The 20,948-nt window shown below is 68.8% G+C and carries 20 protein-coding genes; all 20 read left to right on the top strand.

All coding sequences use genetic code 11. The features are described 5' to 3' along the window. Window positions 1-12: 12 nt before the first annotated feature. The 20 genes from IT361_14170 (at window position 13) to IT361_14075 (ending at window position 20,919) form a co-directional block, all read left to right on the top strand. A complete protein-coding gene (locus IT361_14170) occupies window positions 13-912 on the top strand; it encodes a dihydrodipicolinate synthase family protein (GenBank protein ID MCC6318823.1) in 900 nt (299 codons plus the stop codon). A 97-nt stretch (window positions 913-1,009) separates the two neighbouring features. Continuing rightward, window positions 1,010-1,504 (top strand): DUF456 domain-containing protein, encoded by a 495-nt coding sequence (locus IT361_14165; protein MCC6318822.1) that lies wholly within the window; start codon window positions 1,010-1,012, stop codon window positions 1,502-1,504. A gap of 78 nt (window positions 1,505-1,582) precedes the next feature. After that, entirely contained in the window at window positions 1,583-2,071 is a 489-nt protein-coding gene (locus IT361_14160) for a DUF1269 domain-containing protein (GenBank protein MCC6318821.1), read from the top strand. A gap of 170 nt (window positions 2,072-2,241) precedes the next feature. Beyond that, entirely contained in the window at window positions 2,242-3,537 is a 1,296-nt protein-coding gene (locus tag IT361_14155) for an adenylosuccinate synthase (GenBank protein ID MCC6318820.1), read from the top strand. Further along, window positions 3,534-4,562, top strand: a complete 1,029-nt coding sequence (gene ypdA, locus IT361_14150; GenBank protein ID MCC6318819.1) for a YpdA family putative bacillithiol disulfide reductase — start codon at window positions 3,534-3,536, stop codon at window positions 4,560-4,562. Before IT361_14155 ends, ypdA begins: the two co-directional genes overlap by 4 nt. Before the next feature lie 68 nt (window positions 4,563-4,630). Continuing rightward, window positions 4,631-5,590, top strand: coding sequence for an MBL fold metallo-hydrolase (locus IT361_14145; GenBank protein MCC6318818.1), 960 nt, complete (start codon window positions 4,631-4,633; stop codon window positions 5,588-5,590). Window positions 5,591-5,592: 2 nt separating this feature from the next. After that, complete coding sequence (locus IT361_14140; protein ID MCC6318817.1) at window positions 5,593-7,098, top strand: FAD-dependent monooxygenase; 1,506 nt, start codon at window positions 5,593-5,595, stop codon at window positions 7,096-7,098. A 35-nt stretch (window positions 7,099-7,133) separates the two neighbouring features. After that, complete coding sequence (gene peaA / locus IT361_14135; protein ID MCC6318816.1) at window positions 7,134-8,825, top strand: quinohemoprotein amine dehydrogenase subunit alpha; 1,692 nt, start codon at window positions 7,134-7,136, stop codon at window positions 8,823-8,825. Beyond that, window positions 8,825-10,243, top strand: coding sequence for a quinohemoprotein amine dehydrogenase maturation protein (peaB, locus tag IT361_14130; GenBank protein ID MCC6318815.1), 1,419 nt, complete (start codon window positions 8,825-8,827; stop codon window positions 10,241-10,243). The genes peaA and peaB overlap by 1 nt, the downstream gene beginning before the upstream one ends. Before the next feature lie 27 nt (window positions 10,244-10,270). After that, window positions 10,271-10,630, top strand: coding sequence for a quinohemoprotein amine dehydrogenase subunit gamma (gene qhpC, locus IT361_14125; protein ID MCC6318814.1), 360 nt, complete (start codon window positions 10,271-10,273; stop codon window positions 10,628-10,630). Continuing rightward, on the top strand, window positions 10,627-11,709 hold the full coding sequence (locus IT361_14120) for a hypothetical protein (protein ID MCC6318813.1): 1,083 nt from the start codon (window positions 10,627-10,629) through the stop codon (window positions 11,707-11,709). Before qhpC ends, IT361_14120 begins: the two co-directional genes overlap by 4 nt. 25 nt (window positions 11,710-11,734) lie before the next feature. Next, entirely contained in the window at window positions 11,735-13,423 is a 1,689-nt protein-coding gene (locus tag IT361_14115) for an ABC transporter ATP-binding protein (protein MCC6318812.1), read from the top strand. 86 nt (window positions 13,424-13,509) lie between these two features. After that, window positions 13,510-14,214: a S8 family serine peptidase gene (locus IT361_14110; GenBank protein ID MCC6318811.1), complete on the top strand. Its 705-nt coding sequence runs from the start codon at window positions 13,510-13,512 to the stop codon at window positions 14,212-14,214. 82 nt (window positions 14,215-14,296) lie between these two features. Further along, entirely contained in the window at window positions 14,297-15,655 is a 1,359-nt protein-coding gene (locus IT361_14105) for a glycine--tRNA ligase (protein ID MCC6318810.1), read from the top strand. Between the two features lie 31 nt (window positions 15,656-15,686). After that, window positions 15,687-17,045, top strand: coding sequence for a M20/M25/M40 family metallo-hydrolase (locus tag IT361_14100; GenBank protein MCC6318809.1), 1,359 nt, complete (start codon window positions 15,687-15,689; stop codon window positions 17,043-17,045). Further along, the gene (locus tag IT361_14095; protein MCC6318808.1) at window positions 17,042-17,725 is read left to right on the top strand and encodes an SDR family NAD(P)-dependent oxidoreductase; all 684 of its coding nucleotides are present in this window, start codon (window positions 17,042-17,044) and stop codon (window positions 17,723-17,725) included. The genes IT361_14100 and IT361_14095 overlap by 4 nt, the downstream gene beginning before the upstream one ends. Before the next feature lie 223 nt (window positions 17,726-17,948). Further along, window positions 17,949-19,235 (top strand): GAF domain-containing sensor histidine kinase, encoded by a 1,287-nt coding sequence (locus IT361_14090; GenBank protein ID MCC6318807.1) that lies wholly within the window; start codon window positions 17,949-17,951, stop codon window positions 19,233-19,235. Window positions 19,236-19,271: 36 nt separating this feature from the next. Beyond that, window positions 19,272-19,568 carry a hypothetical protein gene (locus IT361_14085; GenBank protein MCC6318806.1) on the top strand — a complete coding sequence of 99 codons (297 nt, stop codon included), beginning with the start codon at window positions 19,272-19,274 and terminating at the stop codon, window positions 19,566-19,568. After that, complete coding sequence (locus IT361_14080) at window positions 19,565-19,891, top strand: hypothetical protein (protein ID MCC6318805.1); 327 nt, start codon at window positions 19,565-19,567, stop codon at window positions 19,889-19,891. The genes IT361_14085 and IT361_14080 overlap by 4 nt, the downstream gene beginning before the upstream one ends. Before the next feature lie 131 nt (window positions 19,892-20,022). Further along, entirely contained in the window at window positions 20,023-20,919 is an 897-nt protein-coding gene (locus IT361_14075) for an AAA family ATPase (GenBank protein MCC6318804.1), read from the top strand. Window positions 20,920-20,948: the final 29 nt, after the last annotated feature.

The raw sequence follows: 20,948 nt of genomic DNA, 5'->3' as shown, positions 1-20,948 counted from the left end.
AGGAGTGACAGCATGACCAGGACTCTCGCCGGCGTGCTCGGCCCGGTGATCACCACGTTCGATGCGCGCGGGGAACTCGACCTCGATGCGTTCGGTGCCAACGCGCGTGCCCACCTCGATGCCGGGTTGCACGGGCTCGTGATCGCCGGCTCGACCGGAGAGGCCGCGCTGCTCGAGGAGAGCGAGCGCCTCCGGCTCGTGGAAATGGCGCGCTCGGTGACGCCAGCCGATCGCTGGCTGATCGTGGGCACGGGCGCGGAGTCCACCAAGGCGTGCGTGCGACGATGCCGTGAGGCCGCGGAGCGTGGCGCGGATGGCGTGCTGGTCGTTGCACCGCACTACTATTCAAACGCCATGACCTCGGCGGCGCTGCAGGCCCACTACGAGCGCGTTGCTGATGAGTCGCCCGTCCCGGTGCTGCTCTACAACATTCCCAAGTACATGCACTTCCGCCTCGAGGGCGACCTCGTGGCGCGACTTGCCGGACACGACAACATCGTCGGGATGAAGGACTCGTCAGGCGATCTGGCCTACCTGCCCAACTATCTCGCCTCACAGTCGGACGACTTTGCGGTCATCACCGGGCACGGCGGCACGGTCCACCAGACGCTGGCTCTCGGCGTGCGCGGAGGGATCCTGGCCGTGGCATTGTTCGCGACCGAACTGTCCCTCGAGGTCTACCATGCGTTCCGGGCCGGGCGTATCGAGGACAGCGCAGACGCCCAGCGGCGCCTGACGCCATGTGCGCTGGAAATCGTCGGCCGCATGGGGATCCCCGCGGTCAAGGCGGCAATGGAGCGGGTGGGACTCAAGGGTGGCCCGGTGCGGCTCCCGCTGCTGCCGCCGTCCGCGGCCGACATCGCCGAGGTCGAGCGCCTGCTGCGCGACGCGAGCCTGGTTGGCGTCGCATAGCGTCGAATCCGGCTCAGGCAGCGATCCGTAGGGCGGGGAGCCACTCTCTCCGCCCTTCGTCCTTTCCCGCACCGCAGTCGCTCAATCCCGTCCGTCTGTGTCCCTCGTTCTCCTCGGCTGCGTCCTGCTCCTTGCGCTGTGCCTGGTCCCACTCGGCCTGCCTGGCCTGTGGGTCATGATCATCGCGGCGCTGGCCTATGACTGGCTCGTTCCGGCAGCATCGGTCGGCTGGGTCACGGTTGCGATCGCGGTCGGCCTCGCGGTGCTTGCCGAGGTGCTCGAGTTCACGCTCTCGGCGCGCTACACGCAGAAGTACGGTGGATCGAGGCGCGCGGCGTGGGGGTCGATCCTCGGGGGCATCGCGGGTGCCATTGTCGGAGTGCCGGTGCCGATCGTCGGCTCGGTGATCGGCGCATTCGCAGGCGCGTTCGTTGGCGCCCTCGTGCTCGAGTACACACGCCCCGACGCCACGAGGGCAGGCGCGACACGTGTGGCCACGGGTGCATTGCTCGGGCGCGTGGCGGCTGCCGCGGCCAAGACCGGGCTGGGGTGCGCCGTCGCGGTCACTCTCATGATCGGCGCGGCGGCGTAGTCCGCCACACCGAGGGGTGGAACTCGCCAGGTTAGGTTTTTTTCTACAGTTTCGATCCCACTCCGTTCCCATACTCCCATGACCGCTCCATCGGGCCCTGCATCCACCAAACGCATCATCGTCGCGAGCTTTCCCACGTCCGAAGGAGCAGGTGGTGGGCTCGATCGGCTCAAGGCAGCGGGCGCACGACTCGGGAACGCCGCGGTGATCCGGCGAATGGCCGATGGTCAGGTCGAGTTCAAGGAGACGCAGGACTGGGGGATCGGGAAGAGCGCGGCCGTCGGCGCAGTGGCGGCGCTGCTGCTGCCTGGCATCGGACCCTTCGCCGGCGCCATCGTCGGGGGGCTCGCCGCTCATTTCGTCGACGCAGGCTTCCCCGACCCGCTGCTCAAACAGATGGGAAGCGGGATCGGTGTGGGCACCTCGATGCTCGTGGCGCTGGTCGAGTCGGCGGACATTGCACACGCGGAGCGCACCCTCACGGATGGTGGCGCCACCATCCTGGGTTCGGGTCTCGAGTCGGATCTCTCGGCGGCGATCAGCGCGATCGGGAAGGCGAATGGGTAGGCCGCAGGGCGTGGCGCATGGCGCTCGGTCGGGGCCGTCTCACCGCCGTTCCCGCGCGCCCTGACCCTCGACGTCCGTTTGCCCTCACGCACACCGCGCCATAGCTTTCGCCAACGCCCCGAGCTTCCGGTCCGGGGCGTTTTTCTTTGTCCGCAACCCGACTTCTCTCCATGTGGAACTCCAGGAATCGCACCGTCGTGATCGTTGGCGCGCAGTGGGGTGATGAAGGGAAGGGCAAGCTCGTGGACGTGCTGGCCGAGCGTGCGGACTGGGTCGTGCGATACCAGGGGGGCGCGAACGCGGGGCACACGGTGCACATCGGCGACGACGAGTTCGTGCTGCACCAGATCCCGAGCGGTATCCTGCACCCCGGGGTGCGATGCGCCATCGGCAACGGCGTGGTGCTCGATCCGGAGACGCTGTTCACCGAGATCGACGAGTTGGTGAAGGACGGCATAGACGTCGAGGGGCGGCTTTATGTCTCGGATCGTGCGCACCTTGTGATGCCGTACCACAAGCTCGTGGACAAGGAGAGCCACGCCAGCAAGGCCATCGGCACCACGGGACGGGGGATCGGGCCGGCGTATGAGGACAAGGCGGGGCGTCGCGGTATTCGCGTGGTGGACCTGAAGCATCCCGAACGGCTGCGGAAGCTGGTGGAGCAGGGGTGCGATCACGCCAACATGCGGCTGACGCGCTTTGGCTCCTCGGCACGGGCGGACGTGGATGCGACGCTGGCCAGCCTCGCCACCGTGTCGGACCGGCTCCTCGCGCTCGCCGAGGATCTTGGGGTGATGCTGCACCGCGCGCTCAGGAGCGACGCCGCGCTGCTGCTGGAAGGCGCACAGGGCTCGCTTCTGGACGTCGATCACGGCACGTACCCGTTCGTGACGTCGAGCAGCACGACCGTCGGCGGCGCGGCGATTGGCGCTGGCATCGCCCCCACGGCGCTCGGCGCCGCGTTAGGCATCGTGAAGGCCTACACGACCAGGGTCGGCAACGGTCCGCTCCCGACCGAACTCGATGCCGAGCTGGGAGAGCGCATCCGGACGCTGGGCAACGAATTCGGTGCGACCACGGGACGGCCGCGCCGCTGCGGCTGGTTTGACGCCGTGGTGGTGCGCTATGCCGCGCGCGTGAACGGGCTCACCGGCCTCGCGGTCACCAAGCTGGACGTGCTCGACACGCTGGAGCGCGTCGCGCTGTGCACGGGCTACCGGAGCGGGGACGACGTGCTGCAGGAGTTCCCGGCCGACATCACGGATCTCGAGCGCCTCGAGCCGATCTATGAATGGATGGACGGCTGGCAGCGCCCGACCGGCGACGCGCGCACCGTGAGCGACCTGCCGGTGGCGGCGCGTCGCTACCTCGATCGCATCGAGGAACTGGTCGAGACGCCGATCCGGTACGTGAGTGTCGGTACGCGGCGCGACCAGATCATCGAGGTGCCGCCGAGCGGCGCATGACCGCTCCCGAGGCGTACGACGTGGTCGTGGTCGGCGCCGGCCCCTGCGGGCTGGCGACGGCGATCGCGCTCGGACGGGCCGGGTTCACCACGGTGGTGTTCGACGGGGGCTGCGTCGTGAATGCGATCACCCAGTACCCCACGCACGCGACGTTTTTTTCGACGGCGGAGAAGCTGTCGCTCGGTGGCCTGCCGTTCGTGATCTCCGAGCCCAAGCCGACGCGTCGCGATGCCCTCGCGTACTATCGCGCCGTGGTTACGTACTTCGACCTCGTCGTCAGGCAATACGAACGCGTGACGGCCATCGAGGGACAGGCCCCGGTGTTCACCATCTCGACCGAGCGACGTGGCGTCGTCAGGCAGGTGCGCGCCCGCGCCGTCGTCGTGGCCACGGGCTACTGGGGGTCGCCGAACCTGCTCCGCGTCCCCGGCGAGGATCTGCCGCACGTGTCGCACGCTTACCGTGAGGGACACCACGCCTTTCAGCAGCGCGTCGTGGTCGTTGGCGGAGGCAACTCGGCCGCCGAAGCCGCGCTCGACCTCTGGCGGTCGGGCGCGCGCGTGACGCTGAGCCACTTTGGCCCGACGTTCGACAAGCGCATCAAGCCCTGGGTGGTGCCCGATCTCACGAACCGTATCGCCGAGGGGAGCATCGCGGCCTGCTGGAACGCACGGGTCACGGCGATCGATGCCGAAGCGGTTCACGTGCGCGATGTCGACGGCGCGGCACATCGTCTCGGGGCGGATCACGTGTATCTGCTCACCGGATACGCACCCAACGTCGACCTGCTGCGCGCGGTTGGAGTACCCATCGACCCGGTGACGGGCATCCCGGCACACGAGCCGACCACACTCGAGACCACGGTTCCGGGCCTCTTCGTGGCCGGTGTAGTGATTGCGGGCTTTGATGCAAACAAGGTGTTCATCGAGAACGGGCGCCACCATGGCGATCGCATCGTGGCCCGCCTGCAGGGCCGCACCGCCCCCGAGACACCGGGAGTGAGCCGGGATCTCGACGGCGGGTAACGCACGTTCGTGGATCGCGGTCCGGGCACCCGCACACTAGCTTCTGCCGCTCTCTCACGCGACGCGCGATGATCGATCGCCGCACCTTTCTCCGCGACACGTCGAGCTGTGCCACGCACCTGGCGCTGGCCGCCGCTTCGACGACGCTGCTGGCGCGCGCGGCGTGGGCTGCGCGTCCGGTGGGTCGCCCCGTGGCCATCGAGCCGTTCGGTCGCCTCGAACAGGTGGCCGAGGGCGTGTGGGCCCTCGTCTCCACGCCCCTCGCTGGTGATCGCACGACGCTGAGCAACGGCGGACTTATCGCCGGGCGGAGCGGCGTGCTCGCGATCGAGGGATTCATGACACCGGCCGGCGCCCGGTGGCTTGCGGCGCAATCGAAGACGCTCACCGGCCGTTGGCCCACGCACGTGGCGGTCACGCACTACCACGCGGATCACACGAATGGCGTGGCCGGATACGTGAGCGATGAGTCACGACCGAAGGTGTACGCGACCGACGCGACGAGGACGCAGGTGCTCGAACGCAACCAGCCGGCCGATCGGGAGCGATCAGCGGCCCTTGCGTCGGTCATCGCCCTCGACCCGCTGGCGCAAACCACCATCGATCTCGGCGGGCGCACGGTGCGACTCGTACCGCGCGGAGGCCATACGGCGAGCGACGTCACGATCGGGATCGACGATCCGTCGGTCGTGTTCTGCGGGGATCTCGTGTGGAACGGGATGATCCCCAACTACGTGGACACGGTGCCGACGCAGCTCGCCGCGAGCGTCGCGGCGCTTCGCCGCTCGCGAGAAACGACCTACGTCCCCGGTCACGGCGCGGTCGCCACGGCCGCCGACGTCGAGCGCTACGTCGCCGTCCTTGGCGAGATCGAGAACGCGGCGCGCAAGGCGCTCGCCGACGGCGTGCCCGCGGAGCAGGCCGCGGCGAGGTTTACGTTGCCACCGTCGCTTGGCGAGTGGCTGCTCTTCGGCCCGGCATTCTATCCGCGCGCGTTCGCGGCCTGGGCGCGCGAGCTGCGCCGTTAGGCGTGGACGTCGACGTCCTCGTTGTCGGGGCCGGGCCGGCGGGATGCGCCGCCGCCCGACTGCTCGCGAGCTGGGGCCACACGACGCTGCTGCTCGATCGGGCCGGGAGCGCCGGCCGGCGACCGCTCGCCGAGTCCCTCCCGCCGAGCTGCAACGGACTGCTGGACGCGATTGGGATCCGCGCCGCGGTGGAGGAGGCCGGCTTTGTCCGAAGCACCGGCAACACTGTGTGGTGGGGCGACACGCCGCGTCGCGTGGAGTACTTCCCTGACGGAGCCACTGGCTATCAGGTCGCGAGTGATCACCTGGAGGCCGTGCTCAGCGATGCGGCCCACGCCGCCGGCGCAACGGTCTGGCACCTGGCCTCCCTCACCTCCATTGCGGACGACGGGATGCGGTATGCGACGTGCATTGCGTCGCCGACTGGTGAGCGCGCGGTACGCGCACGCTGGGTGCTCGATTGCACCGGTCGCGCTCGTGCGGTCGCTCGGCAGTGGCGTGCTGCGAACATGCAGCCGGCGGCTGGCGCCACTGTTGCGCAGCTCGGGCCAGGCGCCCCGCGGATGTTCGGGCTGGTCGGTGTGTGGGAGCGTGACGCCTGGGACCTGCCCGACGCGTCGCACACTTTGGTCGAGAGCCGGCCGTGGGGCTGGGGATGGTCGGTGCCGGTATCGCGGGTGCGCCGGTACTTCACCGTTATGCTCGACCCGGCGGCGACACCTCTCGCGGCGGGCCCCGAACTCGCTGCGCGGTATCACGACCTGCTTGCCGACCTCCCCGCCCTTGCCGCGGCAACAGAGGGCGCTCGGTGGGATGGGCCGGCGTGGGCGTGTGACGCGACGCCTTACGTAGCCGATGCGGTGCCCGCAGAACGTCTCCTGGCTGTCGGGGATGCCGCCTCGTTCATCGACCCGCTGTCGTCCTTTGGAGTAAAGAAGGCGCTGGCCTCGGCGTGGCTCGCGGCGGTGGTGGTGCACAGCGCGCTGATCACGCCGGGCTCGACGGCGCCGGCGCTCGCGTTGTATGCCGAGCGTGAGCGCGCCTACGTGTCCGCAGCCCACCGGGAACTGGTCTCCGTTTACCGGGCCGCGGGATGGAGCGATGCCGGCTTCTGGGGCGCCCGAGCCGCGCTGCACGTGGACGAACCGGAGTCCGAGTCCATCGAGCGACTGCGCGGCTCGGCCGAGGTGCAGCGGGCGTTCGACGCGCTGCGCACTCGCGCGAGCGCGCGACTCGTTCCGGCCGCGGGTCTCGCGTTCGCGAATCGGCCACTCGTGCGCGGCAACGTGGTGGTGGAGGCGCGCCACCTGGTGCTCCCCGGGCTCGAGGAGCCGGTGCGCTACCTGCGGAACGTCGACCTGATGGTCGCGCTGGAGGTCGCGACCACGAGCGACGACGCCGGCGCCATGTACGGCGAATACACCAGGCGGCTCGGACCCGTTGCGCTCCCCGACTTCCTTGGGGCGCTCGCCGTGCTGGTTGGCCTGGGTGGGGCCACGTTCGCTTGACAGCCCGCGATTGCCCGCGTTACAACATGGCTCTCATGCGCCCACGACGACCAACGGTTCTTGCGCTCGTGCTGGTGGCAGGCGTCCTGGCGGCGCCCGGCGCCGGCGCGCAGGCGCCGCGCAATGCAGACACCTCGGGCTTCGTGATCCGCGACCCGCTGATCCTGCGACGCTGCGCGACCTGTCACAAGGCGGACTCGGCCGGTCGCCTTGGACGCATCTCGTTCATGCGCAAGACGCCGGAGGGGTGGGAGGCGTCGATCCGACGAATGGCGAGTCTCGTCCGCGTGCGTCTCGACCCGGCGGATGCGCGCGCGATCGTGAAGTACCTCGCCAACACGCAGGGCCTTGCTCCCGCCGAGGTGAGGCCGGGGCGCTTCGAGACCGAGCGTCGCTCGATCGACTACCGCTATACGGCGGATGCGAATACCGAGCGAACGTGTCGCGCCTGTCACTCGCTGGGTCGCGTGATCACGCAGCGGCGAACGCGAACGGAGTGGGAGCTGCTCGTGGCCACACACCGAGGCTACTACCCCAACTCCGACTTCCAGGCGTTCCGACGCGCGGCGCCGAGCCCGGCGGACAGCGCGCCGCAGCCGCACCCGATGGATCAGGCGATCGCGCACCTGTCGCGCGCGTTCCCGCTTCGCACGACGGAGTGGAACGCGTGGTCGGCGACCATGCGGCCGGCGCCACTCGAGGGCACGTGGCTGCTCACCGGCTACGAAGCGGGGAAGGGCCCATTCCATGGCCGTCTCGTCGCTACGCGCGTGCCCGGCACCGATGACGAGTTCACGACGCGGGCGACCTATCGCTATGCTGCCGGCGGTCCGGTGATCACGAGGGACGGCAAGTCCGTGGTGTATACCGGGCATCAGTGGCGCGGCCGTTCGTCGGTGACGGGCACGCCGAGCGACAGCTCGTGGCGCGAGGTGCTGTCGGTGGAGCCCGGATGGCAGGAAGTGACCGGCCGCTGGTTCCGCGGCGGCTACGACGAGTTTGGGATGGACGTGACGCTGCGCCGCGCCGGCACGGGCACCCAGGTGACCGGTGTGTGGCCTCGCGGCGTACGGGTCGGCGAGCGAGGCGTCGACGTGACGGTGTACGGATCGAACCTCCCGCGCGCCGCGACCCCGGGCGCCATTGACTTCGGCCCCGGCGTCGCGGTGGAGCGCGTGGTGCGGGGAACCGGCGATGAACTGGTCGTCCGGGTGAGCGTCGACAGCACCGCGACCGTGGGAGCCCGGGATCTCTTTGTTGGCGGCGCCTCGCTGCGTCAGGCGCTGGTGGCCTGGCGCACCATCGACCGCATCCGCGTGACGCCCGCCTCCGGCATGGCGCGCATCGGCGGCGTACGATTCCCCAAGCAATTTTCCCGCTTCGAGGCGGTGGGCTACCTCAACGGTCCCGACGGCAAGCCCGAGACCGACGACGACATCGAGGTGGGTGCGGTGCCGGTGAGCTGGGGGCTCGAGGAGTATGGCGTGACGTTCAAGGACGACGACACGAAGTTCGTGGGAACGATCGACGGCACGGGGTTGTTCACGCCGGCCGTGGACGGGCCCAACGCGCAGCGCTCCCGCAACCGCAACAACATCGGCGACGTGTGGGTTGTGGCGACCTACACGCCAGCAACCGCAGGGGCCCGGGCGCTCAAGGGTCGGGCGCTGCTCATCGTCACCGTCCCGCTGTACATGCGCTGGGAGCCGGCGCGGACGGCGCCCTGATGCTGCTGCGACGCGGGGAGTTTCATCAGTTCGACGCCGACGGCGCCACGCACGTCTATCTCGTGCCGTCGGCCGCCGTCTTTCGCCTCGACGGCCCGTCGGCGGCGGTACTCGACGCCCTCGGCGAAGGCGACCTCGCTCGTGACGCGCTGCTCGACCGCCTCGCGGCGCGCTTCGAGCCGACGCTGCTGGGCGAGACGATCGACGAGCTGGTCGCGGCCCAGGCGGTGCGTCCGGTGGCCGCGCCAAAGCCCGCGCCCGCCGCCGAGGGTCCGCGCCGACGCATTCCGCTGACCACGCTCGTCATGAACGTGACGAGCAAGTGCAACCTGAGTTGCAAGTACTGCTACGAATACGGCGAGGATCGGATCGTCGAGCCCACGACGAAGCCGCGCTTCATGAGCGAGGAGACCGCGCGGGAGAGCGTCGACTTCATGTTGTCCGAGTCGGGCGCGCAGTCCCACGTGCACCTCACGTTCTTTGGCGGCGAGACGCTGCTCAACTTCAAGGTGCTGAAATTCGCGCTCGGCTACGCGAAGGAGCGCGCCGCGGCCCTGGGCAAGTCGGTGGACGCCTCGTTGACGACCAACGCGACGCTTCTGCGCGAGGAGATCATCGACTGGATGGTGGAGAACGACGTCGGGGTCACGGTGTCGATGGACGGCGCACGGGAGCAGCAGGATGCGTTGCGCGTGTTTGCCAATGGCGCGGGGAGCTACGACGTCGTGATCCCGCGTGTGAAGGAGTTGCTGCGTCGCCACAACCGCCGGCCGATCGGGGCACGGGTGACGCTCACGAAGGGCAACCTCGATGTCGTCAACATCTACCGGCACCTCAAGGAGGAGATCGGGTTCTGGGAAGTGGGCTTCGCGCCCGTGACGACGTCGTGGCAGCGCGACTACGCGATCCAGGCCGAAGGCTTCGAGGAGATGCTCGGGCAGTTTCAGGTGCTGGCGGCGGAGTACAGGGAGACGTCGCTCCAGGGACGTCACCACGGGTTCTCCAACGTGCGCGACACGCTCGACGAGATCCACAAGGGCGTGGCCAAGGCCTACCCGTGCGGTGCAGGGCTCGGCTTGCTGGGCGTGGCCACCGACGGCGACGTCGGGCTCTGCCATCGCTTCGCGGGCTCCGACCGGCACAAGCTTGGCACGGTGCGCGACGGGGTCGATCATGCCTTGCAGGACGACTACCTCCGCCGGCACCACATCGACAACAAGACCGACTGTCATACCTGCTGGGCGCGATCGCTCTGTGCCGGGGGGTGCTACCACGAGGCACAGACGCGCTACGGATCGACCGAGGCGCCAAACCTGCACTATTGCGAGTGGATCCGTCGCTGGAGTGCGACGTGCCTCGAGGTGTACGCGACGCTCGCCGCACGTCGTCCCGAGTTCCTTCGTCAGTTCGACGCCTGATCGACCACCGATCACCGATCATCGGACATGCGCCATCTCAAGGCCGTCAACCGCAAGGCCCGGACGATCGAGCAGCTGAATGCTCCGCCGGACGTTCACGATGCGAGCGACGTCGTGGCCCTCCAGGGGACCCAGGGGCCTCGCGTACCGGAAGGGCCGCACATCCCGCTCGGGTGCTCCTTCGTGTTCTCCCCCGGCTGGGAGGTCGATAGCACCGGATCCACCGCCGGGCTCTGTCAGCCCGTCGAGCGGGATCTGTACGACTGCTACATCACCTGCTTTTGGCCGATCCACGTTCCCGACCTGTACAACCACGCGCCGGACTGGACGGCCAAGTGTGCGGCCGCGCAGCAGGACTGGCGCAAGATCGACCTCATTTTCCCATGAGCGTCCGCGCCCAAGTGCTCGCGGCGGCGCTGCTCGGCGCCGCGGCCATCCGGTCGCTGGCGGCGCAGGCGCCCAGCGGCGGCACGGGCACGATCTACTACGGCACCTACGACAGGAAGGTCCTCGTCATCGACGAGGCGTCGATGAACGTGCGCGACTCGATGCGCGTGTCCATCGGCATCCCGATGGGCATGACGCTCTCGGCTGATCGCAAGTCGATGTACATCATCGAACCCAACTTCGAGTCCATCGAAGTGTTCGATCTCGCGACGCGGAAGGCGAAAGGCCAGTTCTCGCTCTCCAACGATTCGGTGCGGGTGCGCATCCGGAACTTCAACATCGATCCTCGCGACCGGTTCGCCGTACTGCTGGTGAAGACGGCGCAGCGCAAGTCGGATCGGTGGGTGATCGGGAGGCCCACGCTCCTCAAGTACGACCTGGCGCGGAAGGTGGTGACGGACACGATTCGCTGGCCCGGTGGCGAGGAGCGCGAGTTCGCGCAGGTGCTCTTTTCGCCCGACGGCGGCCTGATGTACTTCTTCACGGCCGACGACATCCTGGTGTACGACACCGCCACGCTCAGGGAAGTCGATCGTTTCGACCTGCAGCACTCGATCGATGACGGCGTGGGGCGGCTGAGCTTCGGGTTCCCGGAGAGCCTGTACGATGAGCCAGGCTTCTACACGAGCCTCTTTCGCACGACGGATCCGGTGAACCACCGCGCGCTCATGGGCGTGGCGCGCGTCGACCTGGCCCGGCGTGCGGTCGACTTCTATTCCCTGGGGCCCAGCGAGCCCGTGGGGTTTGCGCTCGCGCCGGGCCGACGCCGGGCGTTCGGCCTGCGTCAACAGGTAGGGAACTACCAGTTCTGGACGTTCGACCTCGAGAACCGTCAGGTGAGCCAGCGCGTCGAGTTCGACGGGCGACCACGCATGGGCCTCTCGGTGAGCTCGAACGGTCGCGTGCTGTACGTGCACACGGCTGGTCCGACGATCGACCTCTACGATGCGGAGACGCTGCAGAAGATCCGCACCGTCGAGTATCGGGCCGACATGACGCGCGTTCTCGTCGTTCCGTGACGAGTGACTGACCGGCGGTGTCCCCGTGGCTGACGGTGGTGACTTTCGACGCGCGCTGCGCTACGTGCGTCCCTACGTCGGCCGCCTGCTTCCCGTCGTTGGCCTTTCGCTCGTCGGCACGGCGCTCTCGCTGACGCAACCGTTCCTCTCCAAGATCCTCGTCGATCGCGCGCTGATCGGTCGTGACCTCACGGCGCTTGCCTGGGTGGTCGCCGGGTTCGTCGGACTCACGGCTGCGTCGTTCTTCGTCAACGTGGTGAGCGGGCTCCGCTACACGCGCGTGTCGGCGGACATCCTGTTCGACATGCGGCTCGACGTGTTCCGCCACCTGCAGCGGCTGTCGCCGCGCTGGTTCGCCGCCACGCCGATCGGACAGATCGCGTCCCGCATCAACAGCGACATCGCCGAGATCCAGCGGGTGGCGGCCGAGGTGGCGCTGGCGTGGATCGGGCAGGTGGTCTACCTCGTCGGCAGCGTCGTGATGCTGGTTCTCCTCGACTCGCGGCTCTTTGTCGTTGGGCTGCTCGCGCTGCCCCCGGCACTGTGGGCGCTGCGGCGCTACCGGCGACAGCTCGAAGGCTCGGTCACGGCGGTGCGCGATCGCTCGGCCGGAACGGGCACGTTCCTCATCGAGGCGTTGCAGGGCATGAAGCTGCTCGTCGCGCACAACGCGCAGCAGCGAAGCGAGTCCGAGTTTCGGGAGCGCAACGCCGGGTTTGTTGACGCCTTGATGACCATGAGGCGGCAGACGTACCTGTCGGGTGGATTGCCCGGGGTGCTGCTCGCCGCCGGCAGTGCCGTCGTCTTCATGTACGGTGGGTGGCGCGTGATCACCGGCGAGATCACGATGGGCACGCTCGTCGCGTTCGCCGCCTATCAGATGCGCCTGTTGGGCCCGGTCCAGGGACTGATGGGCATCTATGCGAGTGTGGCTTCGGCGCGCGTGTCACTCAAACGTGTCCACGAGATCCTCGATGTGCCCGTGGAGGTCGTGGATCCGCAAGCGCCCACGCGCGCGGCGACCCCCGTTCGTGGCGAGGTGCGGCTCGATGACGTGCTGTACGCGTTCGACCGCGGCGCGGTGCTCGACGGTGTGTCGCTGTCCGTCGACCCCGGGGCGTGCCTGGCGGTCGTTGGCACGAGTGGGGGCGGAAAGTCGACCATCGCCGACCTCCTCGTCAGGCACGCCGACCCGCAGCGCGGCGTGGTGCGTCTCGACGGCATCGATCTGCGCCAGCTTCCGCTCGCCGTCGTCAGGCAGTCGGTGCTTGCCGTCGAGACCGAGCCGTTCGTGTTCCACGCATCGATCGCCGAGAACCTCCGAGTGGCCGACCCGAGTGCGACCGATGCGCGCCTGCAGGAGGCACTCACCGTGACGGGCCTTGGTGACTGGCTCGCCGCTGCCCCGGAGGGACTGGCGACGGTGCTCGGAGAACGCGGGCGCTCGCTGTCGTCGGGCGAGCGGCAGCGCCTGGCGCTCGCCCGTGCCTGGCTGGCCAATCCGCGCGTGCTCCTGCTCGACGAGGCGACCAACGCGCTGGATCCCGCGACCGAAGCAACGGTCTTTGGCGCCATGGGACCATGGCTCGCGCAGCGTACGGTCATCCTCATCACGCATCGCGCACACGTGGCCGCCATGGCTGGGCGCACCGTCGTGCTGGAGGCCGGCCGCCTGGTGGAGGACCGCTCCGTCGTGACGTCGGCGAGCGCATAGCGACAGCCCGTGCCACCCTTGTCAATGCTCGCGCGCTCGGCGATCACGCAAGAGCTTTCCGCCTTCCTCGAGCCCGACCTGATGCCGTGAGCGGCAAGTTGTGGTCGCCCTCGGAGGCGTCGGGCGGCGCCGGGCTCCGCGTCGCCGTCATCGATAGCGGCGTGGCGCCGGGACATCCCCACGTGGGTGCGCTGGCCTGCGGGATCTCGCTCGTTGGAGACGACCGAGCGGACACGGTGGATCGCCTCGGACACGGCACGGCCGTCGCGGCGGCGATCCGGGAGAAGCTCCCCGAGGCGACGCTCGTTCCCGTGCGCGTGCTCGATCGCACGCTCGCTACAAGCGCGCGCATGCTCGCCGACGCGATCGTGTGGGCGGTGGAGGATGGCGCCCGCCTCGTGAACCTGAGCCTCGGCACCAGGAACGCGGTCCACGTGCCCATCTTCGAAGCCGCGCTGAGCGCTGCGTTGGTGCGTGGTGCGCTCGTCGTCTCGGCGTACGACGACGGGGAAGTCCAGTGGTATCCCGGTTCGCTCGCCGGCGTCCTTGGCGTCGTGGTCGATCCTTCCTGTCCGCGCTTCTCGCTGGCGGTTTCGGCTTCAGCTGACGGGCCCGTGGGCGCGTCGCCCTGGCCGCGGCCGATTCCCGGTGTCGCTGCGGAGCGCAACCTGTCCGGGGTCTCGTTTGCCGTCGCCAACGCCACCGGGCTGATCGGGCGGTTGCTCGGGGCGCGGCCCGAACTCCGAACTGCGGACGAAATCCGGCAGGTGGCCAGCGGGTCCATGCGGTAGCCGCTCGGGCCGGCTGCGCTGCGAGCGCTTATCTTGCGCTTCCGCCCCAAGGTTCGACCCACCTCGACCACGAACGTCCGCAATGCCCTATCCCGACGTGATGGAGAAGCTCGTGTCGCTCTGCAAGCGGCGCGGTTTCATCTTCCAGTCCTCCGAGATCTACGGCGGGGCCGGGTCCGTGTGGGACTACGGCCCGCTCGGCGTCGAGCTCAAGCGGAACATCAAGGATCGCTGGTGGCACGCGATGGTGCGTTCACGTGACGACATCGAGGGCCTCGACGCGGCGATCCTCATGCATCCACGGGTGTGGGAGGCGTCGGGCCACGTGGCCGGCTTCACGGATCCCATGGTCGACTGCAAGGCGTGCAAGGCGCGGTTCCGGGCCGACCAGCTCGGCGACGCGTCGTGCCCGCGGAAGCCGAGCCGGCATCCCGGGGAGCACAGCGATTGTCAGCTCACCGAACCGCGGTTGTTCAACCTGATGTTCAAGACGCACGTCGGCCCGCTGGAGGACACGGCGAGCGTGACGTACCTGCGCCCGGAGACGGCGCAGGGCATCTACGTGAACTTCCTCAACGTCCAGCAGGCATCGCGCCAGAAGATCCCGTTCGGCATCGCGCAGATCGGCAAGGCGTTCCGCAACGAGATCACGCCCGGGAACTTCATCTTCCGGACGCGGGAGTTCGAGCAGATGGAGATGCAGTTCTTCGTCGATCCCCAGGGCGACCATATGGGGGCGTTCGAGCACTGGAAGGCGCAGCGCATGGCATGGCACCGTGACCTCGGCCTTGCCGAGGACCGGCTGCTGTTCCATCAGCACACGGAAAAGGAACTCGCGCACTATGCACGGGCCGCGTTCGACATCCAGTTCGACTTTGGCGGCTCGTTAGGCTTCCAGGAGATCGAGGGCGTGCATCATCGCGGTGACTTCGACCTCGGTCGGCACCAGGAGTACTCGGGCAAGCGGCTCGAATACGTGGACCAGGTGTCGAACCGCCGGTACGTGCCTTTTGTCGTCGAGACCTCGGCGGGCGCCGACCGTACGACGCTCGCCGCGCTGGTGAATGCCTATCGCGAGGAAGAGGTCCCGGGTGAAACCGAGGGCCGCGTCGTCCTGGGTTTCGATCCTCGGATCGCGCCGATCAAGGCGGGCATCTTTCCGTTGGTCAGGAAGGACGGGATGCCGGAGTTTGCCGATGCGCTGGCCAGGGAGCTGCGCCGGCGATTCCCGGTGTTCCTGGACGAGAGCGGCGCCATTGGCCGTCGCTACCGTCGGCAGGACGAGATTGGCACGCCGTACTGCATCACGATCGACGGCCAGACCATCGCCGACCAGACGGTGACCGTGCGGCACCGCGACACGCTCGCCCAGGACCGAGTGGCGGCGGATCGTGTCGGCGAGTGGATTGCGGGTCGCGCCGTGCAGGCGGGGAGCCTGTAACGCGCGTGGCGAGCGGGCGCTGCGACCAGCCATGAGGATCTCCGAGCTTTCCCTTGCCGATCGGGAGGCCGTGCTGTGGGAGTGCATCGGCCACCTGCAGGCGCTGATTCGTATCGAGTCGGTGAATCCGCCCGGCAACGAGATCGGCGTGGCGCGATATCTCCACGACGTGTTGCAGAAAGCCGGAATCGGAGCCCAGCTGCTCGAGCCTGCGCCCGGGCGCGGTGCGGTGATCGCGCGCATCCACGGAACCGGTCGCAAGGGCGCGCTGCTGCTGATGGCGCACATGGACGTCGTGGGCGTCGAACGGGACAAGTGGCGGCAACATCCCTTCAGCGGCGAGATCGCCGACGGTTACGTGTACGGCCGTGGCGCCATCGACGACAAGGGCATGCTGGCGACGAACCTTCAGGCCATGCTGCTGTGGCAGCGCGCGATCGAGGCCACCGGCGAGCGACCGGACCGCGACCTCGTGTTCCTCGCCACGTCGGACGAAGAAGCGGGTGGCCGGCTGGGCATCCAGTGGGTGCTGGACCATCATCGCGACGACATCGCCGCGGACGTCGCGCTGAACGAGGGAGGTCGGGTGCGGCAGCGTGGTGGCCAGCGCCTCTACGCCGCCGTGCAGTGCGCCGAGAAGGTGCCCTACAACGTGGTGGTCACGGCGCGTGGTCCAGGCGGGCACGCGTCGGTACCGCTCGCGGGCAATGCCATCGCTCGGCTCAGCCGGGCCGTGGCCCGCATTGCCGAGCACGAGGAGCCGTTGCGGCTCACCCCGGTGACGCGCGAGTTCTTTCGCTCGCTCTCGGTGATCTGGCCTGATGAAGCGCTGCGGGAGGCGATGGCGGACGTCGCCAGCGATGATCAGGCCCGCGTGTCGCGCGGCGCCGCGCGGCTCAGGCAGGATCCTGGTCTCGATGCGACGCTGCGCAACGGCATCTCGCCGACGCTCATCACCGGCGGGCTGCGCTCCAACGTGATCCCGACCGAGGCGTCCGCGACGCTCAACGTGCGCATGCTGCCTGACGAGCCGCTCGCCGACCTCATCGCACGGCTCACCACGGTCTGCGACGATCCGGCCATCGAGTTCACGGTGCGCTCGAGTGGTCGCGTGTCGCCGTCCTCGGCGATCGACACCGAGGCGTTCGCGGCGATCCGTCGCGCGGTGGAACGCCTGGACCCCGGGCTGATCACGGTGCCGTACCTCAGCACGGGCGCGACGGACTCCGCGGCGCTGCGCGAAGCGGGGATCGCCTGCTACGGCCTGTTGCCGTTTCCGCTCACCGAAGGCGACGAGTCGCGCATGCACGGGCACGATGAACGTGTGGGCGTGGATGCGATCGGATTCGGACTCTGGCTCACGTGTGCGATCGTGGAGGAACTGTCGTGACACCGACCGTGCTGGTTACCGGGGCCACGCGCGGCATTGGCCGCGCCGTCGCCCTCCGCCTCGCCGGGACGCACCACGTGGTCGGCCTCGGTCGCACGCGTGGTGAGCTGGAGTCGTTAGGCGCCGCGATCACGGGCGCCGGCGGGACCTTCACCGGCCTCGAAGTCGACCTGCGGGATGCGGCCGGGCTCGCGCTCGCGCTGGACGGCGTCCGCTGCGATGTACTGGTGAACAACGCCGGTGTGATGTTCAGGAAACCATTCCTCGAACTCACGCCCGACGAATGGCACGGGATGGTCGACGTGAACCTCAACGCCCTCTATCACGTCACGCGCGCGGTGCTTCCCGGCATGATCGCCCGCGGCTCGGGGCAGGTGATCAACATCGCGTCGATCGCCGGTCGCACGACGTTTCCGGGCGGGACAGGCTACGTCGCGACGAAACACGCGGTGCTCGGGTTTACCGAGACGCTGATGCTCGAGGTCCGCGACCACGGGGTCCGGGTATCGTGCGTCATGCCGGGTTCGGTCGCGACCGAACTCACCCCGGGCGGATCGAGCGTGACCTGGGCCCTGCGCCCCGACGACGTGGCCGAGGTGGTGGCGCAGATGGTGGCGATGCCGGCGCACGCGCTCGTCTACAACGTCGAAGTGCGCGCGTCACGGCCACGAAAGGGTTGACGCGCCGGGACGGTCCGCTGCGGGTGATTCGGGTGCGCGGGGTTGGCACGGTCCAGGATCACCGCGCCATCCCCGGTCACGAATGATGGCCAGTCGAAGGCGCGCACTCGCGACCGGAAAGGCCTAACGAGCCAGCGAGGCGGTGGCTGGCCTCTGCGCAGCGGCGCCCCACGGCGCCGGCCCGCCTATCCGCCCGGTGGCCCGCGGGTCTACTTTCCCGGACGTGTCGCGGTCGCGAATCCTCACCCACGAACGCTTTGCCCGCACCGCTGCCCCTGATCCGGCGCAGCGCGAGCTCAATGCCATCCGGGAGATCCTGCACGCGTATCTCCAGGCCGACCGGCCTGAGGAAGCCTTTCAGTTCGCGCTGGATCGCGTCACGCCGCTCATCGGGGCGAGCTTTGCCTCCATCTACCTGGTGGACGGCGTTTCCGAACTGATGCGACTCGCGGCCGCGTTCAACTGGCCGGCCAAGTTTCGCCCCTGGCTCGGCGAAATGCGCGTGCGGGTCGGGTTCGGGCCGAGTGGAGAGGCGGTGACGGAACGGCGCCTGATCGAGGTGCCGGACGTGACGACCGATCGTTCGCTGGAGGACTGGGCCGAGGTGGCGGCAGAACTTGGGTTCCGCTCGCTGGTCGCCCTGCCGTTGCAGAACGGCGCCGGCGCACTGGGTACGGTCACGTTCTACTTCGCCGAGGCCGGGACCGCCACGCAGGAGCGGCGCAACCTCATGCGCTTGCTCGCCGACCAGATCGCGGCGATCGCCGAGAAGGTTCGGATCGCCGATGAACTGCGTCGGACCAGCGCCGCGCTGAGCGACACGAACGCCGAGCTGGAACGGCAGTACGCCGCCGTGCTCGAAGCGCGACGAGGCCGCGACGAGTTTCTCGCCAACGCGTCCGAGGACCTGCGAGGGCCCCTCACCGCACTCCTGGCGGCGCTCGACGCGCACGAGGACGGCCCCCGGCTCGACGTCGCACGTCGTTCGGCGGCAGACCTGCTCTGGCGCATCGACGAACTGCTGGAGTACGCGGCGCTACGCGCCGGGCCTGGTCCGATCGACCTGGAGTCGTTCTCCCCCTGGGAACCGATCGGCGCTGCGCGGCGACTCCTCGACGCGCAGGGCATGGCGGTGCACGTCCTTGCCGAGACCGGCCCCGAGGACGCGCCGCGACTCCGATCGGACCGGCGCAAAACCGCGCGACTCCTGGCTAGCTTGCTGGTGTCGGCTGCCCGCACGCATTCGCAGGAGCCGGTGAGGGTCTCGGTCGAGGCAGGCAACGATCACGTCGCCTACCGCGTTGTCACCGCAGGCGCCGCGGGGGTGCGCGAGCTCGAGGCCCTGCTGCAGGAGTATCGCTCGATCGAAGGCCGCGCTGGCGGCACCGGACTTGGGGTGCCGCTCGCCATCCACCTCGCGCACACGCTTGGTGGTTCGGTCGAGGTAGAGGGTGGTTCAGACAGCGTGACGTACGTCGTCCGACTCCCCCTCGAGGCGCCGACCAACTAGCCAGCTCACCGCATCACCTTCCTTCCCGCCCGACACGTGTCACTCCAGCGACGTACCCTGCTCGAGACCTCCACCACGCTCGCGCCCGGCGAGGTTCTCGCCGCCGCGCGCGAGTTCTTCACTCGGCGCAACTCGCTTTATGCGGCGTTCGTCGAACAGGCGAGCGATCGGCACTTGTCGCTGCGTGGGCAGGGCGGCGAAGAGATCGTGATCGCCGCCGTGCAGGACGGGGCGCACACGCGGGTCACCGGCTCGACGTACATGTTCGATGCCCAGGTCTCGCGCTTTTTCTCGGTACTCCCGGTGGTTGCCACACCGGTTGGTGCCGCATGAGCGCTCCGTTCACGACTACTCTCCGCAGCCGTCCCGGCGCCATCCGGTTGGGCACAGGCACCGAACCGCTGATCACGCTGCGCGTGCAGGTTCCCGAGGTTTGGGATACGATCCGGGTCGAAGCGCCGGCAGATACGCCGGTGTCCGTCGTGAAGGAACGCGCCCTCGAGGTGCTCGTGCCCGCCGCTGAGTATGCGGACGACTACGTGATGAAACTGGCGGGTTGGGAGATCCTCGACGAGAACACGTCGCTTGCCGCGGCAGGTGTCGTCGCGGGCTCAATCCTGCTCCTTACGAGCCGCCATCGGCGCCCAGTCCGCTGAGTACCGTCACACCGATCCATCGCGCCGAGACGACCGCCGGCGCGGATGCCCTGCTGGCCGGGGTGGCCCGCCTGCGCCATGAAGTCGCACGCCGCATCGTCGGACAGCACGAGGCCATCGACGAACTGCTGATGGCGCTGCTCGCCGGGGGGCACGCGTTGCTCGTTGGCGTCCCCGGCCTGGCCAAGACGCTCATGATCCGGTCACTGGCGGAGGCGCTGCACCTCGAGTTCCGTCGTGTGCAGTTCACGCCGGACCTCGTGCCGAGCGACATCACCGGCACCGAAATCCTGGAGGAGTCGGCGGGCACTGGCGGCCGGCATTTTCGGTTTGTCCGCGGGCCGATCTTTGCCAACATCGTGCTGGCCGACGAGATCAACCGCGCGCCGCCACGCACGCAGGCGGCCCTGCTCGAAGCCATGCAGGAGCACCGCGTGACCGCGGCCGGCGAGACCATGGCGCTCCCTGAGCCATTCTTCGTGCTCGCGACGCAGAACCCGATCGAGCAGGAGGGCACGTATCCGCTCCCGGAGGCGCAGCTCGACCGGTTCCTGTTTGACGTGCGCGTCGGGTATCCCGGGGCCGATGACGAAATCGCGATCCTTCGGGCCACCACGGGTGACGCTCCGGCCGAACTCACACCGGTCCTCGATGCGCAGCAGGCACGTGCGCTGCAGCACCTGACTCGCTCCGTCGTGGCGTCGGAGCCCATTCTGGCATACGCGGCCGGGCTCGCGCGTGCCTCGAGACCCGAGGGCGCCACGATTGACGTGGTGAAGAAGTACGTCCGCTGGGGCGCCGGTCCGCGCGCGGGTCAGGCGCTGATCCTCGGTGCCAAGGCCAACGCGCTGTTGCAGGGCCGCATGGCGGTGAGTCCCGCCGACATCGTGCGGGTCGCCCGACCGGTGCTGCGTCACCGCATCCTCACCAACTTCACAGCCCAGGCCGAGGGCATCGATGTCGAACGCGTGATCGACGGTGTGTTGCGAGAGGTCAAGGTTCCCGGGAGTGGCATTGCAGTTGGATAGCCGGGTGGTTGGGTAGGCAGATGAGGGCT

This window comes from Gemmatimonadaceae bacterium, assembly GCA_020846935.1.
Classification (GTDB): domain Bacteria; phylum Gemmatimonadota; class Gemmatimonadetes; order Gemmatimonadales; family Gemmatimonadaceae; genus RBC101.
The sequence above is the reverse complement of the archived record's forward strand: the minus strand, read 5'-3'. Positions and strand labels throughout refer to the sequence as shown.

Coding starts and splice junctions, on each gene's coding strand:
- peaB (MCC6318815.1), top strand. CDS start 8,825: ATGCTGCTGCGACGCGGGGAGTTTCATCAGTTCGACGCCGACGGCGCC.
- IT361_14105 (MCC6318810.1), top strand. CDS start 14,297: ATGCCCTATCCCGACGTGATGGAGAAGCTCGTGTCGCTCTGCAAGCGG.
- IT361_14100 (MCC6318809.1), top strand. CDS start 15,687: ATGAGGATCTCCGAGCTTTCCCTTGCCGATCGGGAGGCCGTGCTGTGG.
- peaA (MCC6318816.1), top strand. CDS start 7,134: ATGCGCCCACGACGACCAACGGTTCTTGCGCTCGTGCTGGTGGCAGGC.
- IT361_14120 (MCC6318813.1), top strand. CDS start 10,627: ATGAGCGTCCGCGCCCAAGTGCTCGCGGCGGCGCTGCTCGGCGCCGCG.
- ypdA (MCC6318819.1), top strand. CDS start 3,534: ATGACCGCTCCCGAGGCGTACGACGTGGTCGTGGTCGGCGCCGGCCCC.
- qhpC (MCC6318814.1), top strand. CDS start 10,271: ATGCGCCATCTCAAGGCCGTCAACCGCAAGGCCCGGACGATCGAGCAG.
- IT361_14075 (MCC6318804.1), top strand. CDS start 20,023: ATGGCGCTGCTCGCCGGGGGGCACGCGTTGCTCGTTGGCGTCCCCGGC.
- IT361_14160 (MCC6318821.1), top strand. CDS start 1,583: ATGACCGCTCCATCGGGCCCTGCATCCACCAAACGCATCATCGTCGCG.
- IT361_14170 (MCC6318823.1), top strand. CDS start 13: ATGACCAGGACTCTCGCCGGCGTGCTCGGCCCGGTGATCACCACGTTC.
- IT361_14145 (MCC6318818.1), top strand. CDS start 4,631: ATGATCGATCGCCGCACCTTTCTCCGCGACACGTCGAGCTGTGCCACG.
- IT361_14155 (MCC6318820.1), top strand. CDS start 2,242: ATGTGGAACTCCAGGAATCGCACCGTCGTGATCGTTGGCGCGCAGTGG.
- IT361_14080 (MCC6318805.1), top strand. CDS start 19,565: ATGAGCGCTCCGTTCACGACTACTCTCCGCAGCCGTCCCGGCGCCATC.